The organism is Roseibium hamelinense, assembly GCF_007830545.1.
In the GTDB taxonomy this organism is placed as follows: domain Bacteria; phylum Pseudomonadota; class Alphaproteobacteria; order Rhizobiales; family Stappiaceae; genus Roseibium; species Roseibium hamelinense.
Map to the genome: position 1 here is coordinate 305,636 of NZ_VLLF01000003.1, position 17,618 is coordinate 323,253.

17 protein-coding genes are annotated in these 17,618 nt (G+C 57.8%); 11 read left to right on the forward strand and 6 right to left on the reverse strand.

What is annotated here, in order from left to right; all coding sequences use genetic code 11:
- Window positions 1-15: 15 nt before the first annotated feature.
- Complete coding sequence (locus JM93_RS08875) at window positions 16-1,686, reverse strand: formate--tetrahydrofolate ligase (RefSeq protein WP_145342406.1); 1,671 nt, start codon at window positions 1,684-1,686, stop codon at window positions 16-18.
- Window positions 1,687-1,912: 226 nt separating this feature from the next.
- Between JM93_RS08875 and JM93_RS08880 the strand changes: the two genes are divergently transcribed.
- Window positions 1,913-2,473 carry a helix-turn-helix domain-containing protein gene (locus JM93_RS08880; RefSeq protein ID WP_145342408.1) on the forward strand — a complete coding sequence of 187 codons (561 nt, stop codon included), beginning with the start codon at window positions 1,913-1,915 and terminating at the stop codon, window positions 2,471-2,473.
- 120 nt (window positions 2,474-2,593) lie between these two features.
- On the opposite strand, the gene JM93_RS08885 is transcribed toward JM93_RS08880, so the two are convergent.
- Window positions 2,594-2,965: a VOC family protein gene (locus JM93_RS08885; RefSeq protein WP_145342410.1), complete on the reverse strand. Its 372-nt coding sequence runs from the start codon at window positions 2,963-2,965 to the stop codon at window positions 2,594-2,596.
- A 40-nt stretch (window positions 2,966-3,005) separates the two neighbouring features.
- Between JM93_RS08885 and JM93_RS08890 the strand changes: the two genes are divergently transcribed.
- The 3 genes from JM93_RS08890 (at window position 3,006) to tdh (ending at window position 6,014) form a co-directional block, all read left to right on the forward strand.
- A complete protein-coding gene (locus tag JM93_RS08890) occupies window positions 3,006-3,539 on the forward strand; it encodes a transcriptional regulator (protein WP_145342412.1) in 534 nt (177 codons plus the stop codon).
- 253 nt (window positions 3,540-3,792) lie between these two features.
- Entirely contained in the window at window positions 3,793-4,980 is a 1,188-nt protein-coding gene (locus JM93_RS08895) for a glycine C-acetyltransferase (RefSeq protein WP_145342414.1), read from the forward strand.
- The gene (tdh, locus tag JM93_RS08900) at window positions 4,977-6,014 is read left to right on the forward strand and encodes an L-threonine 3-dehydrogenase (RefSeq protein WP_145342416.1); all 1,038 of its coding nucleotides are present in this window, start codon (window positions 4,977-4,979) and stop codon (window positions 6,012-6,014) included. Before JM93_RS08895 ends, tdh begins: the two co-directional genes overlap by 4 nt.
- A 47-nt stretch (window positions 6,015-6,061) precedes the next feature.
- Here tdh and JM93_RS08905 read toward each other — a convergent pair whose 3' ends face one another.
- Complete coding sequence (locus tag JM93_RS08905) at window positions 6,062-6,265, reverse strand: YgaP family membrane protein (protein ID WP_145342418.1); 204 nt, start codon at window positions 6,263-6,265, stop codon at window positions 6,062-6,064.
- Window positions 6,266-6,599: 334 nt separating this feature from the next.
- Here JM93_RS08905 and JM93_RS08910 point away from each other — a divergent pair, with 334 nt between their 5' ends.
- Entirely contained in the window at window positions 6,600-9,152 is a 2,553-nt protein-coding gene (locus tag JM93_RS08910; protein ID WP_145342420.1) for a beta strand repeat-containing protein, read from the forward strand.
- A gap of 113 nt (window positions 9,153-9,265) precedes the next feature.
- On the opposite strand, the gene JM93_RS08915 is transcribed toward JM93_RS08910, so the two are convergent.
- Window positions 9,266-10,489 carry a winged helix-turn-helix domain-containing protein gene (locus JM93_RS08915; RefSeq protein WP_145342422.1) on the reverse strand — a complete coding sequence of 408 codons (1,224 nt, stop codon included), beginning with the start codon at window positions 10,487-10,489 and terminating at the stop codon, window positions 9,266-9,268.
- Between the two features lie 94 nt (window positions 10,490-10,583).
- On the opposite strand from JM93_RS08915, the gene JM93_RS08920 reads away from it, so the two are divergent.
- From JM93_RS08920 to JM93_RS08940, 5 genes are all read left to right on the forward strand, one after another.
- A complete protein-coding gene (locus tag JM93_RS08920) occupies window positions 10,584-11,339 on the forward strand; it encodes a sulfite exporter TauE/SafE family protein (protein ID WP_145342424.1) in 756 nt (251 codons plus the stop codon).
- 119 nt (window positions 11,340-11,458) lie between these two features.
- The gene (locus JM93_RS08925) at window positions 11,459-11,815 is read left to right on the forward strand and encodes a PepSY domain-containing protein (protein ID WP_145342426.1); all 357 of its coding nucleotides are present in this window, start codon (window positions 11,459-11,461) and stop codon (window positions 11,813-11,815) included.
- A gap of 170 nt (window positions 11,816-11,985) precedes the next feature.
- Entirely contained in the window at window positions 11,986-12,666 is a 681-nt protein-coding gene (locus tag JM93_RS08930; protein ID WP_145342428.1) for a winged helix-turn-helix domain-containing protein, read from the forward strand.
- Window positions 12,650-14,086: a sensor histidine kinase gene (locus JM93_RS08935; protein WP_145342430.1), complete on the forward strand. Its 1,437-nt coding sequence runs from the start codon at window positions 12,650-12,652 to the stop codon at window positions 14,084-14,086. The genes JM93_RS08930 and JM93_RS08935 overlap by 17 nt, the downstream gene beginning before the upstream one ends.
- Before the next feature lie 71 nt (window positions 14,087-14,157).
- The gene (locus JM93_RS08940; protein ID WP_145342432.1) at window positions 14,158-14,364 is read left to right on the forward strand and encodes a hypothetical protein; all 207 of its coding nucleotides are present in this window, start codon (window positions 14,158-14,160) and stop codon (window positions 14,362-14,364) included.
- Between the two features lie 106 nt (window positions 14,365-14,470).
- Here the strand turns inward: JM93_RS08940 and JM93_RS08945 are convergent, their stop codons facing one another.
- Window positions 14,471-15,505, reverse strand: a complete 1,035-nt coding sequence (locus JM93_RS08945; RefSeq protein ID WP_145342434.1) for a GlxA family transcriptional regulator — start codon at window positions 15,503-15,505, stop codon at window positions 14,471-14,473.
- A gap of 447 nt (window positions 15,506-15,952) precedes the next feature.
- Here JM93_RS08945 and JM93_RS08950 point away from each other — a divergent pair, with 447 nt between their 5' ends.
- Window positions 15,953-16,765, forward strand: coding sequence for a ferredoxin--NADP reductase (locus tag JM93_RS08950; protein ID WP_145342641.1), 813 nt, complete (start codon window positions 15,953-15,955; stop codon window positions 16,763-16,765).
- A 173-nt stretch (window positions 16,766-16,938) separates the two neighbouring features.
- On the opposite strand, the gene JM93_RS08955 is transcribed toward JM93_RS08950, so the two are convergent.
- Entirely contained in the window at window positions 16,939-17,607 is a 669-nt protein-coding gene (locus JM93_RS08955; protein ID WP_145342436.1) for a TylF/MycF/NovP-related O-methyltransferase, read from the reverse strand.
- Window positions 17,608-17,618 lie beyond the last annotated feature (11 nt).

The following is a 17,618-nucleotide window of genomic DNA, read 5'->3' on the forward strand; positions in this document are numbered from 1 at the left end:
CGCATATTCCATCAATTAGAACAGGCCCTCAATCTGGCCCTTGCTGTCCAGCTTGATGTGGTTGGCCGAGGGCACGCGCGGCAGACCCGGCATGGTCATGATTTCCCCGCAGATGGCGACGATGAAGCCCGCACCGGCCGAGAGCCGCACTTCACGGACCGGCACGCTGTGGCCGACCGGCGCACCGCGCAGGTTCGGATCGGTCGAGAACGAGTACTGGGTCTTCGCCATGCACACCGGCAGGTTGCCGAAGCCGTCGGCTTCCCAGCGCTTCAGCTGATCGCGCACGGACTTGTCCGCCAGCACCTCGTCGGCGCGGTAGATCCGCTTCGCGATGGTTTCGATCTTTTCGAACAGCGACAGGCTGTCGTCGTAAAGCGGGGCGAATTGCGCAGCGCCGCTTTCTGCGAGTGCAACAACCTTTTCGGCGAGTTCGGCCGTGCCTTCAGAGCCCTTGGCCCAATGCGATGCCAGAATCGCATCAACGCCGAGTTCGGCGCAATAGGCTTTGACAGCTTCGACTTCTGCTTCGGTATCGGCGGTGAAATGGTTGATCGCGACCACCGCAGGCACGCCGAACTGCTTGACGTTTTCGATATGGCGGCCAAGGTTCGCGCAGCCCTTCTTGACCGCATCGACGTTTTCCGCGCCGAGGTCTTCCTTGGCCACGCCGCCATTCATTTTCAGGGCCCGCACGGTGGCCACAATCACGACCGCGTCGGGTGATAGCCCGGCCTTCCGGCACTTGATGTCGAAGAATTTTTCAGCGCCAAGGTCCGCACCGAATCCGGCCTCTGTCACCACATAATCGGCCAGTTTCAGCGCTGATTGGGTCGCCATGACCGAGTTACAGCCATGGGCTATGTTGGCGAACGGTCCGCCATGGATGAAGGCCGGGTTGTTTTCCAGCGTCTGAACAAGGTTCGGCTGGATGGCCTCTTTCAACAGCACGGTCATGGCGCCGTCTGCTTCCAGATCGCGGGCGCGGATGGCGGTCCGGTCGCGGCGGTAAGCAACGATGATGTCGCCAAGGCGCCGTTGAAGATCGTCAAGGTCGGTGGCGAGGCACAGGATCGCCATGATCTCGGAGGCGACGGTGATGTCGAACCCGCCTTCGCGCGGGAAGCCATTGGCAACACCGCCAAGCGAGCAGACGATTTCGCGCAGGGCCCGGTCGTTCATGTCGAGAACCCGGCGCCAGACGACGCGCCGCTGGTCGATGCCGAGCTCATTGCCCCAGTAGATGTGGTTCTCGATCAGCGCCGACAGAAGATTGTGCGCCGAGGTGATGGCATGAAAATCGCCGGTAAAGTGCAGGTTGATGTCTTCCATCGGAACGACCTGAGCATGCCCGCCGCCGGCCGCACCGCCCTTCATGCCGAAGCATGGGCCGAGCGAGGGCTCGCGCAAACAGATCATTGCGTTCTTGCCGATCCGGTTGAGGCCGTCCCCGAGACCGACCGTGGTCGTGGTTTTGCCTTCACCAGCCGGTGTCGGGTTAATCGCCGTGACCAGGATCAGCTTGCCGTTTTGCTTGCCATCCAGCGAGGACAAGAATTCGCCCGACACTTTTGCCTTGGTTTTCCCATACGGGATCAAGGCCTCGTCCGGAATGTTCAGCCGGACCGCAATGTCCTGGATAGGTTTCATATTGGCCGCGCGGGCTATTTCGATGTCGCTCGCCATGCGTGTTTCCTCAACGTCTTCGGGCGCATTTCAAGGCCCTTGTGATTGATGGTCCGAACCCTAGGCGAGACAGCTGATCGGGCACCGTCCCAAATCCGACGCCGCTGGCACGGGATGCGACGGGATGGCGCAGGTGTGCAATTCTGTGCAAGCAAGCTGCTGGCATGACCGGGCTGGGAGCGCTAAGAAGGAGGTCCGCGTAACTGGTTGATAAAGCAAACACCCCATGAGCGAACCGGACGTTCTCGCCCGTCTGCCTGAGCGGCTCAAAAAAGCCCGCCGTGCCCAAAACCTTTCTCTTGAGGCGGTCGAGAAGCTGTCGGGCGTCTCGAAGTCCATGATCAGCCAGATCGAGCGCGGGGAGGCCAACCCCACCATCGCCACGCTCTTGAACCTGACACGCGCGCTGAACGTGGATTTTGCCGGTCTGCTCGGCGAGGAAGCGCCTGAAGACCGGGTTGAAATCCTGCACCGGCATCAAACACCGTCCTTCGACCGCGCCAAGGACGGCTGCAAGGTTCGCATCCTGTCTTCGCCGCAGGACACTGGGCGCCTCGAAGTGTACGAGCTGGTGTTTGCCGACGGCGGCAAGCTGGTCAGCAAGGCGCATGAGCGGGGAACGCGGGAGCAGCTGGTGGTGCAAGAGGGGTGCTTGCGCGTGATATCCGGCGTTGCCAAGGGCGAGATCAAGCAAGGCGACACCGCGCGCTATGCGGCCGATGTGCCGCACGCGATTGAAGCGGTCGATGGTCCGGCGCGTGCGATCCTTCTTGTGGTCAATATTTGAAAATGACCTGGGGCAGCAGCGCCCCCGACGGTCAGTCCCAACGGCATTGGAAACACTGCCGGACGTGTCTTGGTGGATCGACCGCCGCCGCAGGCAGGCACCGGCAGGCGGTGGGTCGAGTTACTTCGTAAGATCCTGTGCCAGCATGAGCGCATTGCCGTCGGGATCATAGAACGTGGCGGTGCTGACCATGCCTTCGATGGTTTCCGTCTCACCGTCGAACCTGACGTCTTCTGCCTCAAGGGCGGCCCGCGCCACCGCTATGTCAGCCACGCCGAACACAGGGACGGTATTGCCCGGGTTTGGGTCTGCCTGTTCACCCAGACCCAGCGTGACGCCGTCAGTCTTGGTCGACATTTCACTCCACCCGGCTTCATCGATGTGCATGAGCAACTGAAATCCAAGGTGCTTTTCATACCACTCGGCGCTGACGTGCCTGTCGCGGACCGAGAGAGCCAGAGTGATCGTGTTGTCCAAAGAAATGGCAGGCATGACGCTTACCTATGTAGCAAAAGTATAGTAGCTATCATTCATGGATATAGCTACCCTTGTCAAGCTCACCTCCAAGGCCTGGTCGCTGAAAATCCTCGCCCTGCTGCACTCGGGCGTGCCCGGCCGGCAGGCGCCTCTGATCGCGGCGGCCAAAGCCAGCCGGAGCGCGTTTGCTGCAAGCCTTCTTCATTTGATCGATCTTGGCATGCTGGAGAAAAACCCGGGCCACGGTCATCCCCTGAGGCCGGAGTTCCGGCTGACGGACAAGGGCAAGGTGTTCGCTGGCCTAGCGTACCGGATCCTGGAAGCGGCGCCGGGTGACGCTGCATCTTCCGTCCTCAAACGAAGCTGGACAGTCCCGGTCCTGGCCGTCACCGGTGCGCCGCGGCGGTTCACCGCAATCAAAACCGGCCTGGGCGTCACCGATCGGGCCTTGTCCAAGACCCTGTGCGTTTTGGAAGACCAGGCCTGGCTTCGCCGGGACATTGATGTCGCGCAGCGCCCGCCTTTGCCAACGTACCAAGCCGTGAATGCAGGCCTGAAAATCAGTGAGGCCATTCGCCTGAGTTTCTAGTCACCTGAATCTGAAGTTCGTCTCATTTCGCGGCGCGCTCGGAACGAACTTCAGATTCAAAAAGGTGACGAGCAGATTTATGTTTCTAGTGTGGTTTTCGGAATTGAAATTCGTTTCTGAAGTCGCTGCGAATTTGACACGAATTTCAATTCCACCACACTAGCCCCGAGCCGCGAACGCGTTCGGAAGATACTTTCTGTCAAAGGATTTATCCGGTATAGTGGAGTTAAATTCCATTTTACCGGAGGAAGCCGTGAGCCAGGAGTTTCTGTCGCATATCGAAACCACCTTGAGCGAGATCGAGGCGGAGGGGCTCTACAAGCGCGAGCGCCTGATCACCTCGCCGCAGGGCGGAGAAATCAAGGTGGGCGAGCGAGAGGTGATAAACCTCTGTGCCAATAACTATCTCGGGCTTGCCGATCACCCGGCTCTGATCGAGGCGGCGAAAAAGGCCATGGAGCCGCGCGGGTTCGGCATGGCGTCGGTCCGGTTCATCTGCGGGACGCAGGACATCCACCGCGAACTGGAACAGCGCTTGGCCAAGTTTCTCGGCAAGGACGATTCCATTCTGTTTGCCGCATGTTTTGATGCCAATGGCGGCCTGTTCGAGCCACTTCTGGGGGCCGAGGACGCGATTATATCGGACGCGCTTAATCACGCCTCGATCATTGACGGGATCCGCCTGTGCAAGGCCAAGCGCTACCGCTATGCCAATTCCGATATGGCGGATCTTGAAGCCAAGCTGAAAGAAGCCCGGGACGCCGGCGCGCGCCACATCATGGTGGCGACCGACGGTGTCTTCTCCATGGACGGATATCTGGCTAACCTGCCGGATGTCACGGCGCTGGCCCGCAAATACGACGCCATCGTCATGGTCGACGACTGCCACGCGACCGGTTTCATGGGGCCGAAGGGCGAGGGGACGCCCGCCCATTTCGGGGTCGATGTCGACATCCTGACCGGAACGCTTGGCAAGGCGCTGGGAGGAGGCATCGGCGGCTATATTGCCGGACCTCAACCGGTGATCGATCTGCTGCGCCAGCGGGCAAGGCCCTATCTGTTCTCCAACTCCCTGCCGCCGGCAATTGTCATGAGTGGGCTGGAAGCCATCCGGCTGGTCGAGGAGGGCGATGATCTGCGCAAGCAGCTGTTTGACAACGCCCGCTACTGGCGCGATGGCCTGACCAATCTCGGCTTTGACCTGCTGCCCGGCGAGCATCCGATCATTCCGGTCATGCTGGGGGAGGCGAAGCTCGCCCAGGACATGGCGGCGAAGCTGTTTGAGGAGGGCGTTTATGTGTCGGGCTTCTTCTTCCCTGTCGTGCCGCGGGGCCAGGCGCGCATCCGCACCCAAATGAATGCGGCCCTGAGCCGGGAAGAACTGGACCGGGCGCTTGGCGCATTTGAGCGGGCAGGCAAGGCGACGGGAGTTTTGTTATGAGCAACCAGATGAAAGCGCTTCAAAAGTCGGAGCCGAGCGAGGGGCTCTGGATGACACGCGCGCCGGTGCCCGAAATCGGCCCGGACGACGTCCTGATCCGGATCAACAAGACCGGGATCTGCGGCACCGATATCCATATCTGGAACTGGGATGAATGGGCGGAGAAGACGGTTCCTGTGCCGCTGATTACTGGCCATGAATTCGCGGGCGAGATTGTCGAGGTCGGCAAGAACGTGCACGACCTAAAAATCGGCCAGCGTTGCAGCGGCGAGGGGCATCTGATCGGCAAGACCTCGCGCCAGTCGCGCGCCGGCAAATTTCACCTTGATCCGGAAACCCGTGGCATCGGCGTCAACGAGCAAGGCGCCTTCGCGGAATATTTGAAGCTGCCCGCGTTCAATGTCGTGCCGCTGCCCGATGAGATCGACGACGAGATCGGCGCCATCCTCGATCCGCTCGGCAACGCCGTCCATACCGCACTTAGTTTTGATCTGATCGGCGAGGATGTGCTGGTCACCGGGGCAGGCCCGATCGGCATCATGGCTGCGGCCGTTGCGCGCCACGTGGGCGCGCGCAATGTGGTGATCACAGACATCAATCAGGACCGGCTGGACCTGGTCGCCGAGGTCGCGGATGTCGTGCCCGTTAATGTCGCGCACGAGGATCTGAAGGCCGTGGTGTCGAAGCTCGGCATGCGCGAGGGGTTCGACGTTGGGCTGGAGATGTCCGGCAACCAGATTGCCCTTGATCAGATGGTCGAGCGCCTTGTCATGGGCGGGCATATCGCACTGCTTGGTATTCCGCCGGGCAAGTCCCCGGTCGACTGGTCGCGGATCGTGTTCAAGGCGATCACCATCAAGGGCGTCTATGGCCGCGAGATCTTCGAGACCTGGTACAAGATGATCGCCATGCTGCAAAACGGCCTTGATGTGCGCAAGGTGATCACGCATCGGTTCGATGTCGGCGACTTTAAGGACGGTTTTCTGGCCATGAAGTCCGGCAAGACCGGAAAGGTTGTGCTTAATTGGCGGTAAAGCTCAGAGCGGCGTGCGGGCGCCGCTCTCTCTCGCCAGTGGTCGCTTCAGGCGAAGCCGGATTTTTGCGGCAAGCCGAGTTTCTTCAAGATCATCACCACCGGGCACAGACCGGTAAATGACGCCTGCATCAAATGCACACCCAGGATGCCGGTGAGCCAGAGCCACATGGGGCTCACATAAACCGAGAGCAAAACCGAGGCGAGCACCAGCGCGCCTACGACAAAAAGAATTCCGCGTTCCACCGTCATGGCGGTCTCCATTCATTAATTCGAATAAATGAAACTATGCGCCTTAAAACCCTCAAGCGCCAGCAGGATCAGTGCGGCACTCCGTCCTTCGGAAAAACGCTTAATAGTTCAGTGTACTGTATTTTTTATACATACACCTATGAGGTGAAATTTTGCGACGCTTTAAATCTGAATTCATTTAATCGAAAATAATTCTTTTTATTTTTTGAAAATATGATAGTCCCTAACTAAGGGGAAGTAAAAAAATAAGCTTTGGAATACGGCTATTCCAAAAGTATTTACGTAAAAATATTCTCCAAAAATGTGACAAAATTGATATTGAAGGGAGCGTCAGATGACAACATCTGCGGCAATTACACGTTATTATGAACATATACTTCAGCGTGCGCCAACCGCAGATGAATTATCTGCGGCAGTGTCCAGCGTAGATGGCGGGACGCAGTCCTTAACGCAAATTCGGGACTCGCTTGCGACCAGCTCTGAAGCGGTCACGTTTATTGACCAGATCATCCGGATTTATCAGGCCGCTTTTAACCGGTTGCCCGACATAACCGGTATGCAAGGCGCGGGCGGTGATGGCGGATGGCCAGATCAGCTTCGGGCCGACCCGACCACGCTTTTCACCATTGCGGCAGGTTTCACGAATTCCCAGGAGTTCTTGAATATTTATGGCAGCAACACGGTGTCCACGAATTTTCTGAACGCGCTCTATTCCAACGTGCTCGGCCGAACGCCCTCAGCAGAAGAGATCGCTGCGTGGTTTGCAACGGGACAGTCGGCAAGTGAAATCCTGATCGGGTTTTCGAACTCCGCGGAATTCCAGAACAATACAGCATCGGAGGTACTGGCTCTTAAACAGGCGTCTGGAGATGCGGCAGATCAGTCTTCCGTATACAACGGCACCGACCCTTTGATCTCCAGTGGCAGCACATTTACGCTAACAACCGCAACAGATACGTTCACGGGAACATCGTCGGACGATACATTCTCGGGCGTTTTTGAAAACGGCGGAACCACAACGATCAATTCTGCCGATACGCTGGATGGTGCAGGTGGAACCGGAGACGCATTGAATATCCGGGCGATCGACAATGCGTCCGGAGGAAGCACCGTTGCTCCACAGGTTTCAAATACAGAGAACTTCTACATCACGAACCAGGACGCGACGAGCAACGATTTCTTCGCCCTGGATTTCACATCGACGACAGGCGAGGTGGCGGTTTGGTCAAAATCGTCTGTCGCAGGATCGGTGACCCGTGCATTGAATGTCGATGCGACGACAGCTGGCCTCGACAGCACACAGGGGACGCTCGCGGTGAATTTCAGCGGTGCGCGGACCGGCACATCCGATGCATTTTCACTGAACGTGATCGGATCGGGAACGTCCACAGCCGCAGCGGTTTTTCAGACGATCACAAGTTCGGCGAGCGATGACAGTACGTTCGAAGTTGCAAACATTACGACGAGCACGTCCGATTCATTTGTCCAGCTCGGCACCGGAAGCATGAGTTTGACCACGGTAAATGTGTCTGGAAGCAACAAGCTGACCATGACAGAAACCAGCTCGACCCTAAGTACGGTGAGTGCTTCGGGAATGACCGGCGGCGGCGTGGATATCACCGCGACGAGCAGTACTGCAACCGGTTTCAGCTTTACCGGCAGCGGTTCGGACGACCGTATCCTGCTGACCAACACAACCTTGAACAATGCCTCGTCGTTAAATGGTGGCAACGGGAGCGATACGCTGGCATCGACCAGCTTTTCAGTCACCGCTTCTGTTATCAACAGCGCGACCAACTTCACGACGCTGGAATCGACAAGTGGCGGAAACCTGACCGCAAGCGACTTTACTGGCATCAATCGCTTTTTGTTTTCCGGGGACGGTAGCACCGGGCGGTCAAGTATCTCAGGGGTTGAAACAAGTGATAGCTTTGTTTTTTCCGCAGATCAAAGCCAAACCGATGAAGCGCTTAGGTTTACTGGCCAAAATGCTGGCACCACGCTGACGTTCGAACTTCAGGCGCAGTCTGGAACGGATGGTCAAGTCGAGGTGTTTGCGAACACAAATAGTGGAAATGATAATGCGGCGGTTGGATTCGGTGGCAACATTTCATCCGTTGTTATCAACTCGACGGTGTCCGGTACCCAGACCAACGCCAACGCGATCTATGCGGTCGACAACAACTACAATCACTATGCGTTCGACAATCAGGGCGGTCCGAGCAATTTCACCATCACCGGTGACCATGCTTTGACGATCACTGCACTCGCCGGGGTGAGCATGTCGTCAAGCACGGATACGATCGGCTTCGAAAGCGCGGTCAATGTGAATGCCGCGGACTTGTCCGGCGTGCTTCGGATCGCTGGCTCAAACTCCGCTGACGTGATCGCAGGCGGGGGCGCTGCGGATATCATTTATGGTCTTGGCGGGGATGATACACTCACAGGTAACGGCGGAGCCGACCAGTTCCGATTTGTCGGTTTCAACGCCACGGACAGGATAACCGACTTCTCGAATGGGGAAGACAAAGTCGGGTCTAATGTTATCGATTTCGGCAACACGACGGCCACAACCGCAGGCGCGACCCTGAATGCTGCCGACTATGTCGATAACCGGGCTGCGATTACTGCGATCGGATCTGCTGATGGTAACAAGGTCATTGAGTTGCAAGGGGCATCTTCGACCACACAGGTTCAGACGGATACCGGGGCCGCGGTGGAAGCCTATGTCCTCGTGTTCAACAGCACGACAGGCAGGGGTGAGCTTTGGTACGATTCCGACTGGAGCAACACCGGGCGGACGCAGGTTGCAACCTTTGACACGATCACTGATCTTGCCGGTGTTACCGGGTTCAGCAACACCGACTTCGTTGAATTCGTCGCCTAACTGTCAGAAGATTGCGCCTTTTCGCGCCGATCTTGAGGGAGAGTGACGGCACACCAGCCTGGAGAGCGTTGCCCGGGCTGGTGTAAGCGTGTCGACGCGGTTAAACCCCAGGCTCAATGGCGCTGAGAGCGCATCCAGTCTGCCTCAAATGTAACGTTGGCGCATCCGGCGAACCGCGCGACACGGTTCAGTTCGGTTTCCAGCTTTTTGAGCCGGGCCTTGGATGAGCGGATGCCGGGCTCCGGCCAGAAAGCGCGGACATGCAGACAATCGTCTCCGCGAAACGCCTTCATGTCGATCCGGCCGATCAGTCGGTCACCTTGAAGAACGGGAAACACATAGTAGCCGTATTGCCGCTTTGGCTCCGGCACGAACACCTCGATCCGGTAGTGAAACCCGAACAGGCGTTCGGCGCGCTTGCGGTCGCGAAGCGCCGGATCGAACGGCGACAGGATTCGCACCCGCTCGGGCGGCGCAGGAAGACCGCGAAGTTCATCCAGTGTTTGCGGCTGGATGAAGACCCGGCGCGGTTTGTGGCTGGCCGCGCACAGGATCTCCGCTTCTTCGATCTCGCCGGTTGCCAGCGCCCGCTGGCACCAGTCCTTGGCTTCTTGGGGCGTGATCAGGTCAAAGAAGGCGGCGATCTCGCCGGATGTGGCAAAGCCGAGCCTTGAAAGGGCCGACCGTGCCGCCCAGTCCACCGTTTCCTCCGGCTCCGGCCGCAATGTTCTGTGCTTATCGGGAATGACCCTCTCGGTGAGGTCATAGACCTTTTGAAAGCCGTTGCGGCGGCATACGGAAAGCTCGCCGGCCCGCCAGAGATACTCCAGCGCCGTCTTGGACGGGTGCCAGTCCCACCAGCCGCCGCTTTTGCGGTCCTCGCCTTCGCCGACATCGCCGGAGGTGACAGGACCCTGGTCGGCAATGCGCTTCAACACCTCGTCGAACTTGTCGTGAAACCCTTCGCGCCGCCACTTCTGCCAGCGCTCGCCGAGCCGCGCTTTGTCCCGCGCGAATTTCAGCTGCCAGTGGCCGTAATACGCGGTCGGGATCACCGATGCGTCGTGGGTCCAGTGTTCGAACAGATGGCGATCCTGCTCCAAAAGCCGCTTGAGCGCCTTTTCCTTGTAGGCGGGGCGGCGGGCGTACAGGATCATGTGATGGGCCCGGGCGACCGTGTTGATGCTGTCGACCTGGACGAAACCGAGCTGATCGATGACAGCCATCAGGTCATCGCCCTTGCCCGGTCCAGCAGGCGGGCTCAAAAGCCCGTGCCTGTCCAGAAACAGCCATCGGGCCTGCGCGTTGGTGACTTGGGGCAGGGGGGAAGAGGTCATACGCAGATCTAGCCGTGAGTCCCATGCGCTGCGCAACCCGTTTTCATCTGTCACCGGGGTTTCTGCGATACCGGCAAGCCGCTAGGCTGATGGGATGAGCCTAATTGAAACAGCGGTTCTTGCCGCTTGCGTGTTTGTGTTTGCCGGGACGGTGAAAGGCGTTGTCGGGTTCGGCCTGCCGACCCTGGCCCTTGGCCTGCTCGTTGTGTTCATGGGCCACCAAACCGCTATGACGTTGATCCTCTTGCCCTCACTTGCGACCAACCTTGTTCAGGCTGTTTACGGAGGTCAACTCCGTCTGCTGCTGCGGCGTCTGTGGCTGTTTCTGCTGGCGGCTTTTTTCTGTGTTTGGGTTGGGGCCAGTGTGCTGACAGGTCTTGGCGCGGGTGTCTCCGAAATCCTGTTGGGAAGCTTGCTTGTTGTCTATGCGTTGCCCGGTTTGATGGGTTTCCAAGCGTCGATCCCACCCGCAAAAGAGCACTTAATAGGGGGGGCGGCGGGCGGTCTCAATGGGGTTTTGACCGGTCTGACGGGGTCGTTTACTGTTCCCGGCGTTTTTTATTTGCAGTCCATCGGACTGCCGCGGGATCAGCTTGTTCAGGCCATGGGGGTGCTGTTTTTGGTTTCGACCTGCGCCCTCGGCATCTCGCTGTCAGGTGTCGGCCGCTTGGAGGCGGGTCGGCTCGTTTTATCCGGGGCAATGGTGGTCCCGACCCTGGCAGGCCAGTGGCTGGGGATCAAGATCCGCAGCCGGTTGTCGGAAGTGGTCTTCCGCCGGCTGGTGCTCGCAGTTCTGCTTTGCCTCGGGCTTTATCTTGCGGCGCTGGGGCTTTCGTCTCTGACAGTCTGATCGGTGCGGCGCACAAAGCTTACAAACTTGTATGGTTCACGCCGGGTGGATGTGAACCGGCTCCTTTATCTCCTTGGTGCAACGGCGAATGAACGCCGGACACGCAAAGGAGAAATAAGATGATGAACTTCAAGAAACTGATGATTGCAACCACCGCCCTGGCCCTCGGTGCATCGACTTTTGCGGTGGCTCAGGCGCAGACCTCAGCCGAAGACAAGGCGCCTGCGCAGCCAGAAGCGGCTGCCGCGATCTTGACCATTGAAGAGGCAATGGACATCGCAAGCGCCAAGGTCCCAGGTGGCACGGTTGTCTCTGCCTACCTGGAAGACGATGACGATGAGGGGGACCGGGTGGTCTATGAGGTCGAGCTTGTCGACCAGGACGGGGAAAAGGAAGTCTACATTGATGCTGTGTCCGGCGACGTGATCGGCATGGACCTTGATACAGATGATGACGAAGATCCCGACAAAGACTAAGCGGTCCGTTTGACCCGGCGCAACACGATGGGAAAGTTGTAGCTTGAACCGGTCGCGTTGCGGGAACGCGAGGACAGAGCCAGCCCGGAGAACCGGGCTGGTTCTCCTGCAGTCACACGGTAAGAATGGCCTGGGACCGGAATGTGTCGCCAGCGGTAGGACAGGAAAAGATGCGGCTGCTTTTGTTGGAAGATGATGTGGAGATCGGCCAATGGGTCTTGGATGGCCTGAACCGCGAGGGCCATGTGACCGATTGGGTCAAGGATGGCCGGGACGCTTTGGCGGCGGCGATGGGACAGACTTATGATGTCGTGATCCTGGATCGGATGACCCCTGAACTGGATGGGCTCTCGGTCTTGAAAGCGCTCCGCGCTGCAAGGATCGCAACGCCGGTGCTGTTTCTCACCGCAATGGGCGACGTTGAAGACCGGGTCGAGGGGCTGGAGGCGGGCGGCGATGACTATCTCGCCAAGCCTTTTGCGTTCAGCGAACTGAAAGCCCGCCTGGGGGCGCTTGGCCGCCGCCACGCTGCACAAGCTGGAAAGGTGGAAGACACGCTTTTGACCGGGGCCGGCATTAGTCTTGACCTTCTCAAACGCAAGTGCAGCCGCAATGGTGAGGATATAGACCTGAATGCCAAGGAGTTTGCCCTTATGGAGGCGCTCTTGCGCTCCAAAGGGCGGATCCAGACGCGGACCATGTTGCTGGAGCGGGTGTGGGACATGAACTTCGATCCAACGACCAGCGTGGTCGAAACGCATATCAGCCGGCTTCGGGCAAAAATCGAAAAACCGTTCGGCGACACGGTGATCCGCACAGTGCGGGGCGCAGGCTATGTCATTGAGGGCTGAACTGCAGGCGTTGTGGCGCTCAAGCGCACTGCGCCAGGCGCTCGTGCTGTCCTTGCTGTTTGTGGGGATCCTTGTTGCAGCTGGATTTCTGGCTCAAAACCTTTTGCGAGAAGAGCTTCAGGATCGCGTTGAAGACGATCTTTATCTGCGTCTTGAATTCCTGGCCGGTCAAATTGATCAGCTCATGGAATATGACGTCGAAGACGAAAACGAGAAAGGCGGATTGGACTCGGATGCCCGGGCCGACATCCGGCAACTCGTTCGGGTCCCGGTGTCAGAAGTGGACGACAGGGTTTTCATCGACGCCTTCAGACCGGATGGAGGGGATGTCATTGGCGCCCTTCCGGCTTCTGCCTTTGATCAGCAAGGATTGCATTCTGAGCGGTTTCGCCTTGCCCCGAACGAAGACCGAGAAAGCTGGACGGTTTTGTCGGAAGACGTGACAGGCGGGCGGATAGCTGTTGCTCACCGGGGCGCTGCAACGGACGAGTTTCTCGAGCTGCTGCCTGGAGCGTTTCTCTACACCGGCGGTGCGGCTGTTTTGCTGACCCTTGTGGCCGGCACAGCCTTTGGTCTGGTGGCCCGGCGGCGGTTCCACCGCATCTCCCAGTCTCTCGACCGTTTGTCTGAAGGCGATCTGACGAGCCGGGTCGGACGGCTGTCTGGGCGGGACGATCTGTCCGATCTCGCGCGCCACATCGATGCGACCGCGGAACGGCTTGATATCCTCCTCCGGCAAACCCGGGATCTGGCGACCAGCATTGCGCATGATTTGAAAACCCCTGTGACACGGTTGCGCGCCCGGTTGGAAAACCTGTCTGTGGAATTGGAAGACGGGCGGCAGGCCGAAGAAGCGGATAAGGCCCTTGCCGAAATCGATCGCATAATCTTGACCTTTGAGTCTCTCTTGCAGATCGCTCGCATGGATGCGGGCGCCCATCGCGGGCGGTTCCAAGACATCAGGCTGGCGGACTTGGTGCGCGAGATTGCGGAGGCTTATCAACCCGTGATCGAAGACAGCGGCTACCGTTTCCAATTGGACGCTACCCCTGGCAGCGCAATGATCCGTGGGGAGGCGGGGCTTCTCAAGCGGGCGCTGGCCAACCTCATTGAAAACGCGCTGCGCCACGGCGGCGGCGGTGGAACAATCCGCCTGTTTTCCAGGGACAAGACCATCGGTCTTTCCGACGAAGGGCCGGGCATTGCCGAAGCCGAACGCCAGCATGTTCTGGAGCCCTTTGTACGGCTCGACACGTCCCGGACGGGCGAGGGCGTCGGGCTTGGGCTGGCCTTTGTGCAGTCGGTTGCCAAGCTGCATGACGCGAGCCTTTATCTGTCGGATACGCGGCAGGAAACACCTGTTGGCCTCACGGTGACGCTTGGTTTCAATGCTGCTTCGCAGAACCTGACAAACTTGTAAACTTGGCGCCAAGCGCCTGAAAATCCGGGTGCCCACATCAGGGTCATCGAGACGAACGAGAGGAAATGTCGATGTCCAAGATGGAAAGAACCGTTGTGCTTGTTGCCGGTGTTTTGGTGGGACTGATGTTGTTGCCGGTGTTTTTCACCATTGGATTGATGGTGATCGGCGTCAGCTTTTTCGCGGCTGTGGTTGCCACCCTTGCGCGAACGATCGACGGCTGGCGCAAGCGAAAGGTGCTTGCGGAAGACGAGCAGGCGGTCTCCACTCCAGCCTAACAAAGCGGGGCGCTGCCCGGGCCACAATGGACGCGCAGCGGCTAAGAAAAAACGGGAGCGTAAAAGCTCCCGTTTTGTGTTTAAAGGCGTGTTTCTGTCTGCCGCGCTATTTCACCACCAAACGCATAGGGCTGCCGGTGCCAACCCCGTTGCGGCCATTGTTGTTTGCCCACTGGTAGGATTGGCGCTCTTCGGTCGGCGTGCACAAGAAGCGCTCCCGGTAGCACTTGGTAAAATGCGATGTCGACGCGAAGCCGCAGGCGAGTGCAACGTCCAAAACCGGCCGGCTGGTCCGCCGCAAAAGATCCCGCGCGGTTTCAAGACGTAAGCGCAGGTAATACTGACCGGGCGTGCAATTGAAATGCCGGCGGAACAGGCGCTCCAGCTGGCGCGGCGACAGGTTGACGGTCATGGCCAGCTGCTGGCAGCTGAGCGGGTCTTCTATATGCAGATCCATGATGCGGATCGCGTCCAGGATCTTGGCATTGGAGATGCCGGTGCGGGCCTCGATGTCATGGCGCTGTGCTGATTCACCGGACCGCATATTCTGGTAAAGAGAGACTTCGGCGACTTCATGGGCAAGATATGCCCCATGCTGGATCGCGATCATCCGCAGCATCATGTCAAGCGAGGCCATGCCGCCAGCGCAGGTAATGCAATTGCGATCAATCGCGAAGATGTCTGAGGTCACTTCAACGTTCGGAAACTCCTCACGTAACGACCGGAGGTTTTCCCAGTGAATTGTGCACCGCCGTCCGTCAAGCAGATTATAACGTGCCAGCACATAGGCGCCGGTACACACCGCGCCGAAGGTCCGGCCCATGGCATTGAGCCGTCTGAGCTTAGTGCCGAGCTCGGGATCAAGCGGTAGGCGCTCGACATCGATTCCACTGCACAAAAGTGTAATATCGGCGTCATTCAGCTCTTTGAGAGAAAAATCGACCGCAACCTTGCATCCGTTTGAGGCCTCGACGGGATTCCCGTCGAGCGAGTAGGTATTCCAACGATAATAGTCTCGGCCAATCAGCCGATTTGCTAAACGTAACGGTTCTATGACAGACGCGAATGCGTTCATCGAAAACCGGTCAAGCATGACCAATGCTATCGTTTGGTCCGATTCTACTTTATTTTTTTCGGACATAATCTGTTGCCCTTTAAGTGGTATCTGGAGAGGTTTCTGTTGTTAATAGTAAGGTCATGCGAAACTATTATTCTGTCAAATAAAATCGTAGTTTTCCCATGTATTTGCGCAAGTGTTATGAATGTTGCAGCGCGGTTGCTTTTTTGGTGCGCAGCACAATGGCGTATGGTTGAGCAATCGCCTCTCATCTGTGCAAGGCAGCTGCGGGTGACGATAAAACGCACCGCTCAGTGCAATGATGCGAAAAGCCGAACCGGTCCCGTTTGAGCGTGGGAAGGCCATGGTGCGCGGTTAAACAGGCGGTGATCGCCATTGAAGAGCGCAAACACGGATCAATATTTCATTTTTCGTCATGTTCGGGGGCATGATTTGCTTCAGGTCAACGACCGTGAGGTGCTACATGATATGCCAAACACAGTGCGTACGAAGATGGAAAGCGTCTCCGACATGAATGTTCTTGCTAAGCCCGCTGATCTTGAAGCTGCCGCCCCCGCTGGCGCCTTCGTGGAGGAAGTGACCTCCGTTCAGCACTACACAGACCGCCTGTTCAAATTCCGAATGACCCGGCCGGCCAGTTTCCGGTTCCGCTCAGGCGAATTCGTGATGATCGGTCTTATGATCGACGGCAAGCCGCTCTATCGCGCTTATTCGATCGCCAGCCCGTCCTGGGATGAGGAGCTGGAGTTCTTTTCCATCAAGGTGCCGGATGGCCCGTTGACGTCGCACCTGCAGGGCATCAAGCCAGGCGACGCGGTTTTGATGAAGAAAAAGCCGACCGGCACGCTGGTCAATGACGCGCTGATTCCCGGAAAACGCGTTTACATGTTCTCGACCGGCACCGGGATTGCGCCTTTTGCAAGCCTGATCCGCGACCCCGACACCTACGAAAAGTTTGACCAAGTCATCTTAACCCATACCTGCCGGGAAGTTGCTGAACTGAAGTATGGTGAAGAGCTGGTCGAGCAGACCAAGAACGACCCGCTGATTGGCGAGCTGGCCGCCGAAAAGCTGGTTCATTTCACTTCGGTTACCCGCGAAGACTTCCCGCGCAAGGGCCGGATCACCGACCTTATCGAGAGCGGCGCCCTGTTCGAACACCTGGGCGTGCCGCCACTCGATCCCGCGATTGACCGGGGCATGATTTGCGGCTCCATGGACATGTTGCGCGACACCAAGGCGCTTCTGGAAAAGGCGGGGCTTAAGGAAGGTGCCAATAACAAACCGGCGGAGTTCGTCGTCGAGCGGGCCTTTGTGGGGTGATCATCAGACCGCGCACGACTGATTGGTAACCACGCAAACCAGCGCCGCTTTCAGAGATTGCGGCAGCTGGCCATTCATTTACCGCTAACGCTCTGGCTGCTTGTTTTGACAGTGTGAGCTCATGCACCCCGCCAACAACGGAGAGCGCGGTTCAGATTGCCTATGGTGCCTATTCAGACCGGTTTGCGGATGTAGGCCGGAACATTGTAGAACGGGAGCTTTTCGATCTTCAGCCGTTGTTTGCGGATGAAATCGTCAACCGAGATGGTTTCCCCGGCAACAGCGTTGTAGTCATCTAGCACGATCAGGCCGCCGGGTACGATCCGGTCGTAAAGCAGCTCCAGGGCAAAATCCGTTGGCTCCTTGACATCCATATCAAGGTGCAGAAATGCAAGCCGTGTTTCGGGGTGCTTTTCAAGATATGCCGGCAAGGTGTCAAATACATTGCCTCTGACGAGTTCGAAGTTTTCAAAGCTCTTATCTTCAAGCAGTGCCTTCAACTCTTCAATGGCAAGGCCGTGTCCGCCTTTTCCCTCGAATTCCTTGATAAACTTCAGGTCGTCCTCAACCTGAAGCCCGTCGGTCGGGAATTCGCCGAATGCGTCAAAGCCAACGATCTTCCGAGAGAAATCGTTTTCCAGTGCGTCTCTGAAAGTGGCAAGTCTTGTGATGGACGCGCCTTTGTAAACTCCCAATTCAAAAACATGTCCGGGAAGATCGACAATGCTTTTGTAGAGCTCGTAATGAGCGAGAATCTTGTTCAACCGGGATTTATGTGAAAACCAGTAAAAGCCGTTTTCGTAGTCCCATACATTTGATTTCTCAAGGCCCCTGACAGTCATCAACTTTTTCC

Excerpts from the sequence above, each read along its gene's own strand:
- JM93_RS08925 (WP_145342426.1), top strand. The coding sequence starts at position 11,459 with ATGATGAACTTCAAGAAACTGATGATTGCAACCACCGCCCTGGCCCTC.
- JM93_RS08935 (WP_145342430.1), top strand. The coding sequence starts at position 12,650 with ATGTCATTGAGGGCTGAACTGCAGGCGTTGTGGCGCTCAAGCGCACTG.
- JM93_RS08890 (WP_145342412.1), top strand. The coding sequence starts at position 3,006 with ATGGATATAGCTACCCTTGTCAAGCTCACCTCCAAGGCCTGGTCGCTG.
- JM93_RS08950 (WP_145342641.1), top strand. The coding sequence starts at position 15,953 with ATGAATGTTCTTGCTAAGCCCGCTGATCTTGAAGCTGCCGCCCCCGCT.
- JM93_RS08955 (WP_145342436.1), bottom strand. The coding sequence starts at position 17,607 with ATGACTGTCAGGGGCCTTGAGAAATCAAATGTATGGGACTACGAAAAC.
- tdh (WP_145342416.1), top strand. The coding sequence starts at position 4,977 with ATGAGCAACCAGATGAAAGCGCTTCAAAAGTCGGAGCCGAGCGAGGGG.
- JM93_RS08905 (WP_145342418.1), bottom strand. The coding sequence starts at position 6,265 with ATGACGGTGGAACGCGGAATTCTTTTTGTCGTAGGCGCGCTGGTGCTC.
- JM93_RS08940 (WP_145342432.1), top strand. The coding sequence starts at position 14,158 with ATGTCCAAGATGGAAAGAACCGTTGTGCTTGTTGCCGGTGTTTTGGTG.
- JM93_RS08915 (WP_145342422.1), bottom strand. The coding sequence starts at position 10,489 with ATGACCTCTTCCCCCCTGCCCCAAGTCACCAACGCGCAGGCCCGATGG.
- JM93_RS08875 (WP_145342406.1), bottom strand. The coding sequence starts at position 1,686 with ATGGCGAGCGACATCGAAATAGCCCGCGCGGCCAATATGAAACCTATC.
- JM93_RS08910 (WP_145342420.1), top strand. The coding sequence starts at position 6,600 with ATGACAACATCTGCGGCAATTACACGTTATTATGAACATATACTTCAG.
- JM93_RS08945 (WP_145342434.1), bottom strand. The coding sequence starts at position 15,505 with ATGTCCGAAAAAAATAAAGTAGAATCGGACCAAACGATAGCATTGGTC.
- JM93_RS08880 (WP_145342408.1), top strand. The coding sequence starts at position 1,913 with ATGAGCGAACCGGACGTTCTCGCCCGTCTGCCTGAGCGGCTCAAAAAA.
- JM93_RS08885 (WP_145342410.1), bottom strand. The coding sequence starts at position 2,965 with ATGCCTGCCATTTCTTTGGACAACACGATCACTCTGGCTCTCTCGGTC.
- JM93_RS08930 (WP_145342428.1), top strand. The coding sequence starts at position 11,986 with ATGCGGCTGCTTTTGTTGGAAGATGATGTGGAGATCGGCCAATGGGTC.
- JM93_RS08920 (WP_145342424.1), top strand. The coding sequence starts at position 10,584 with ATGAGCCTAATTGAAACAGCGGTTCTTGCCGCTTGCGTGTTTGTGTTT.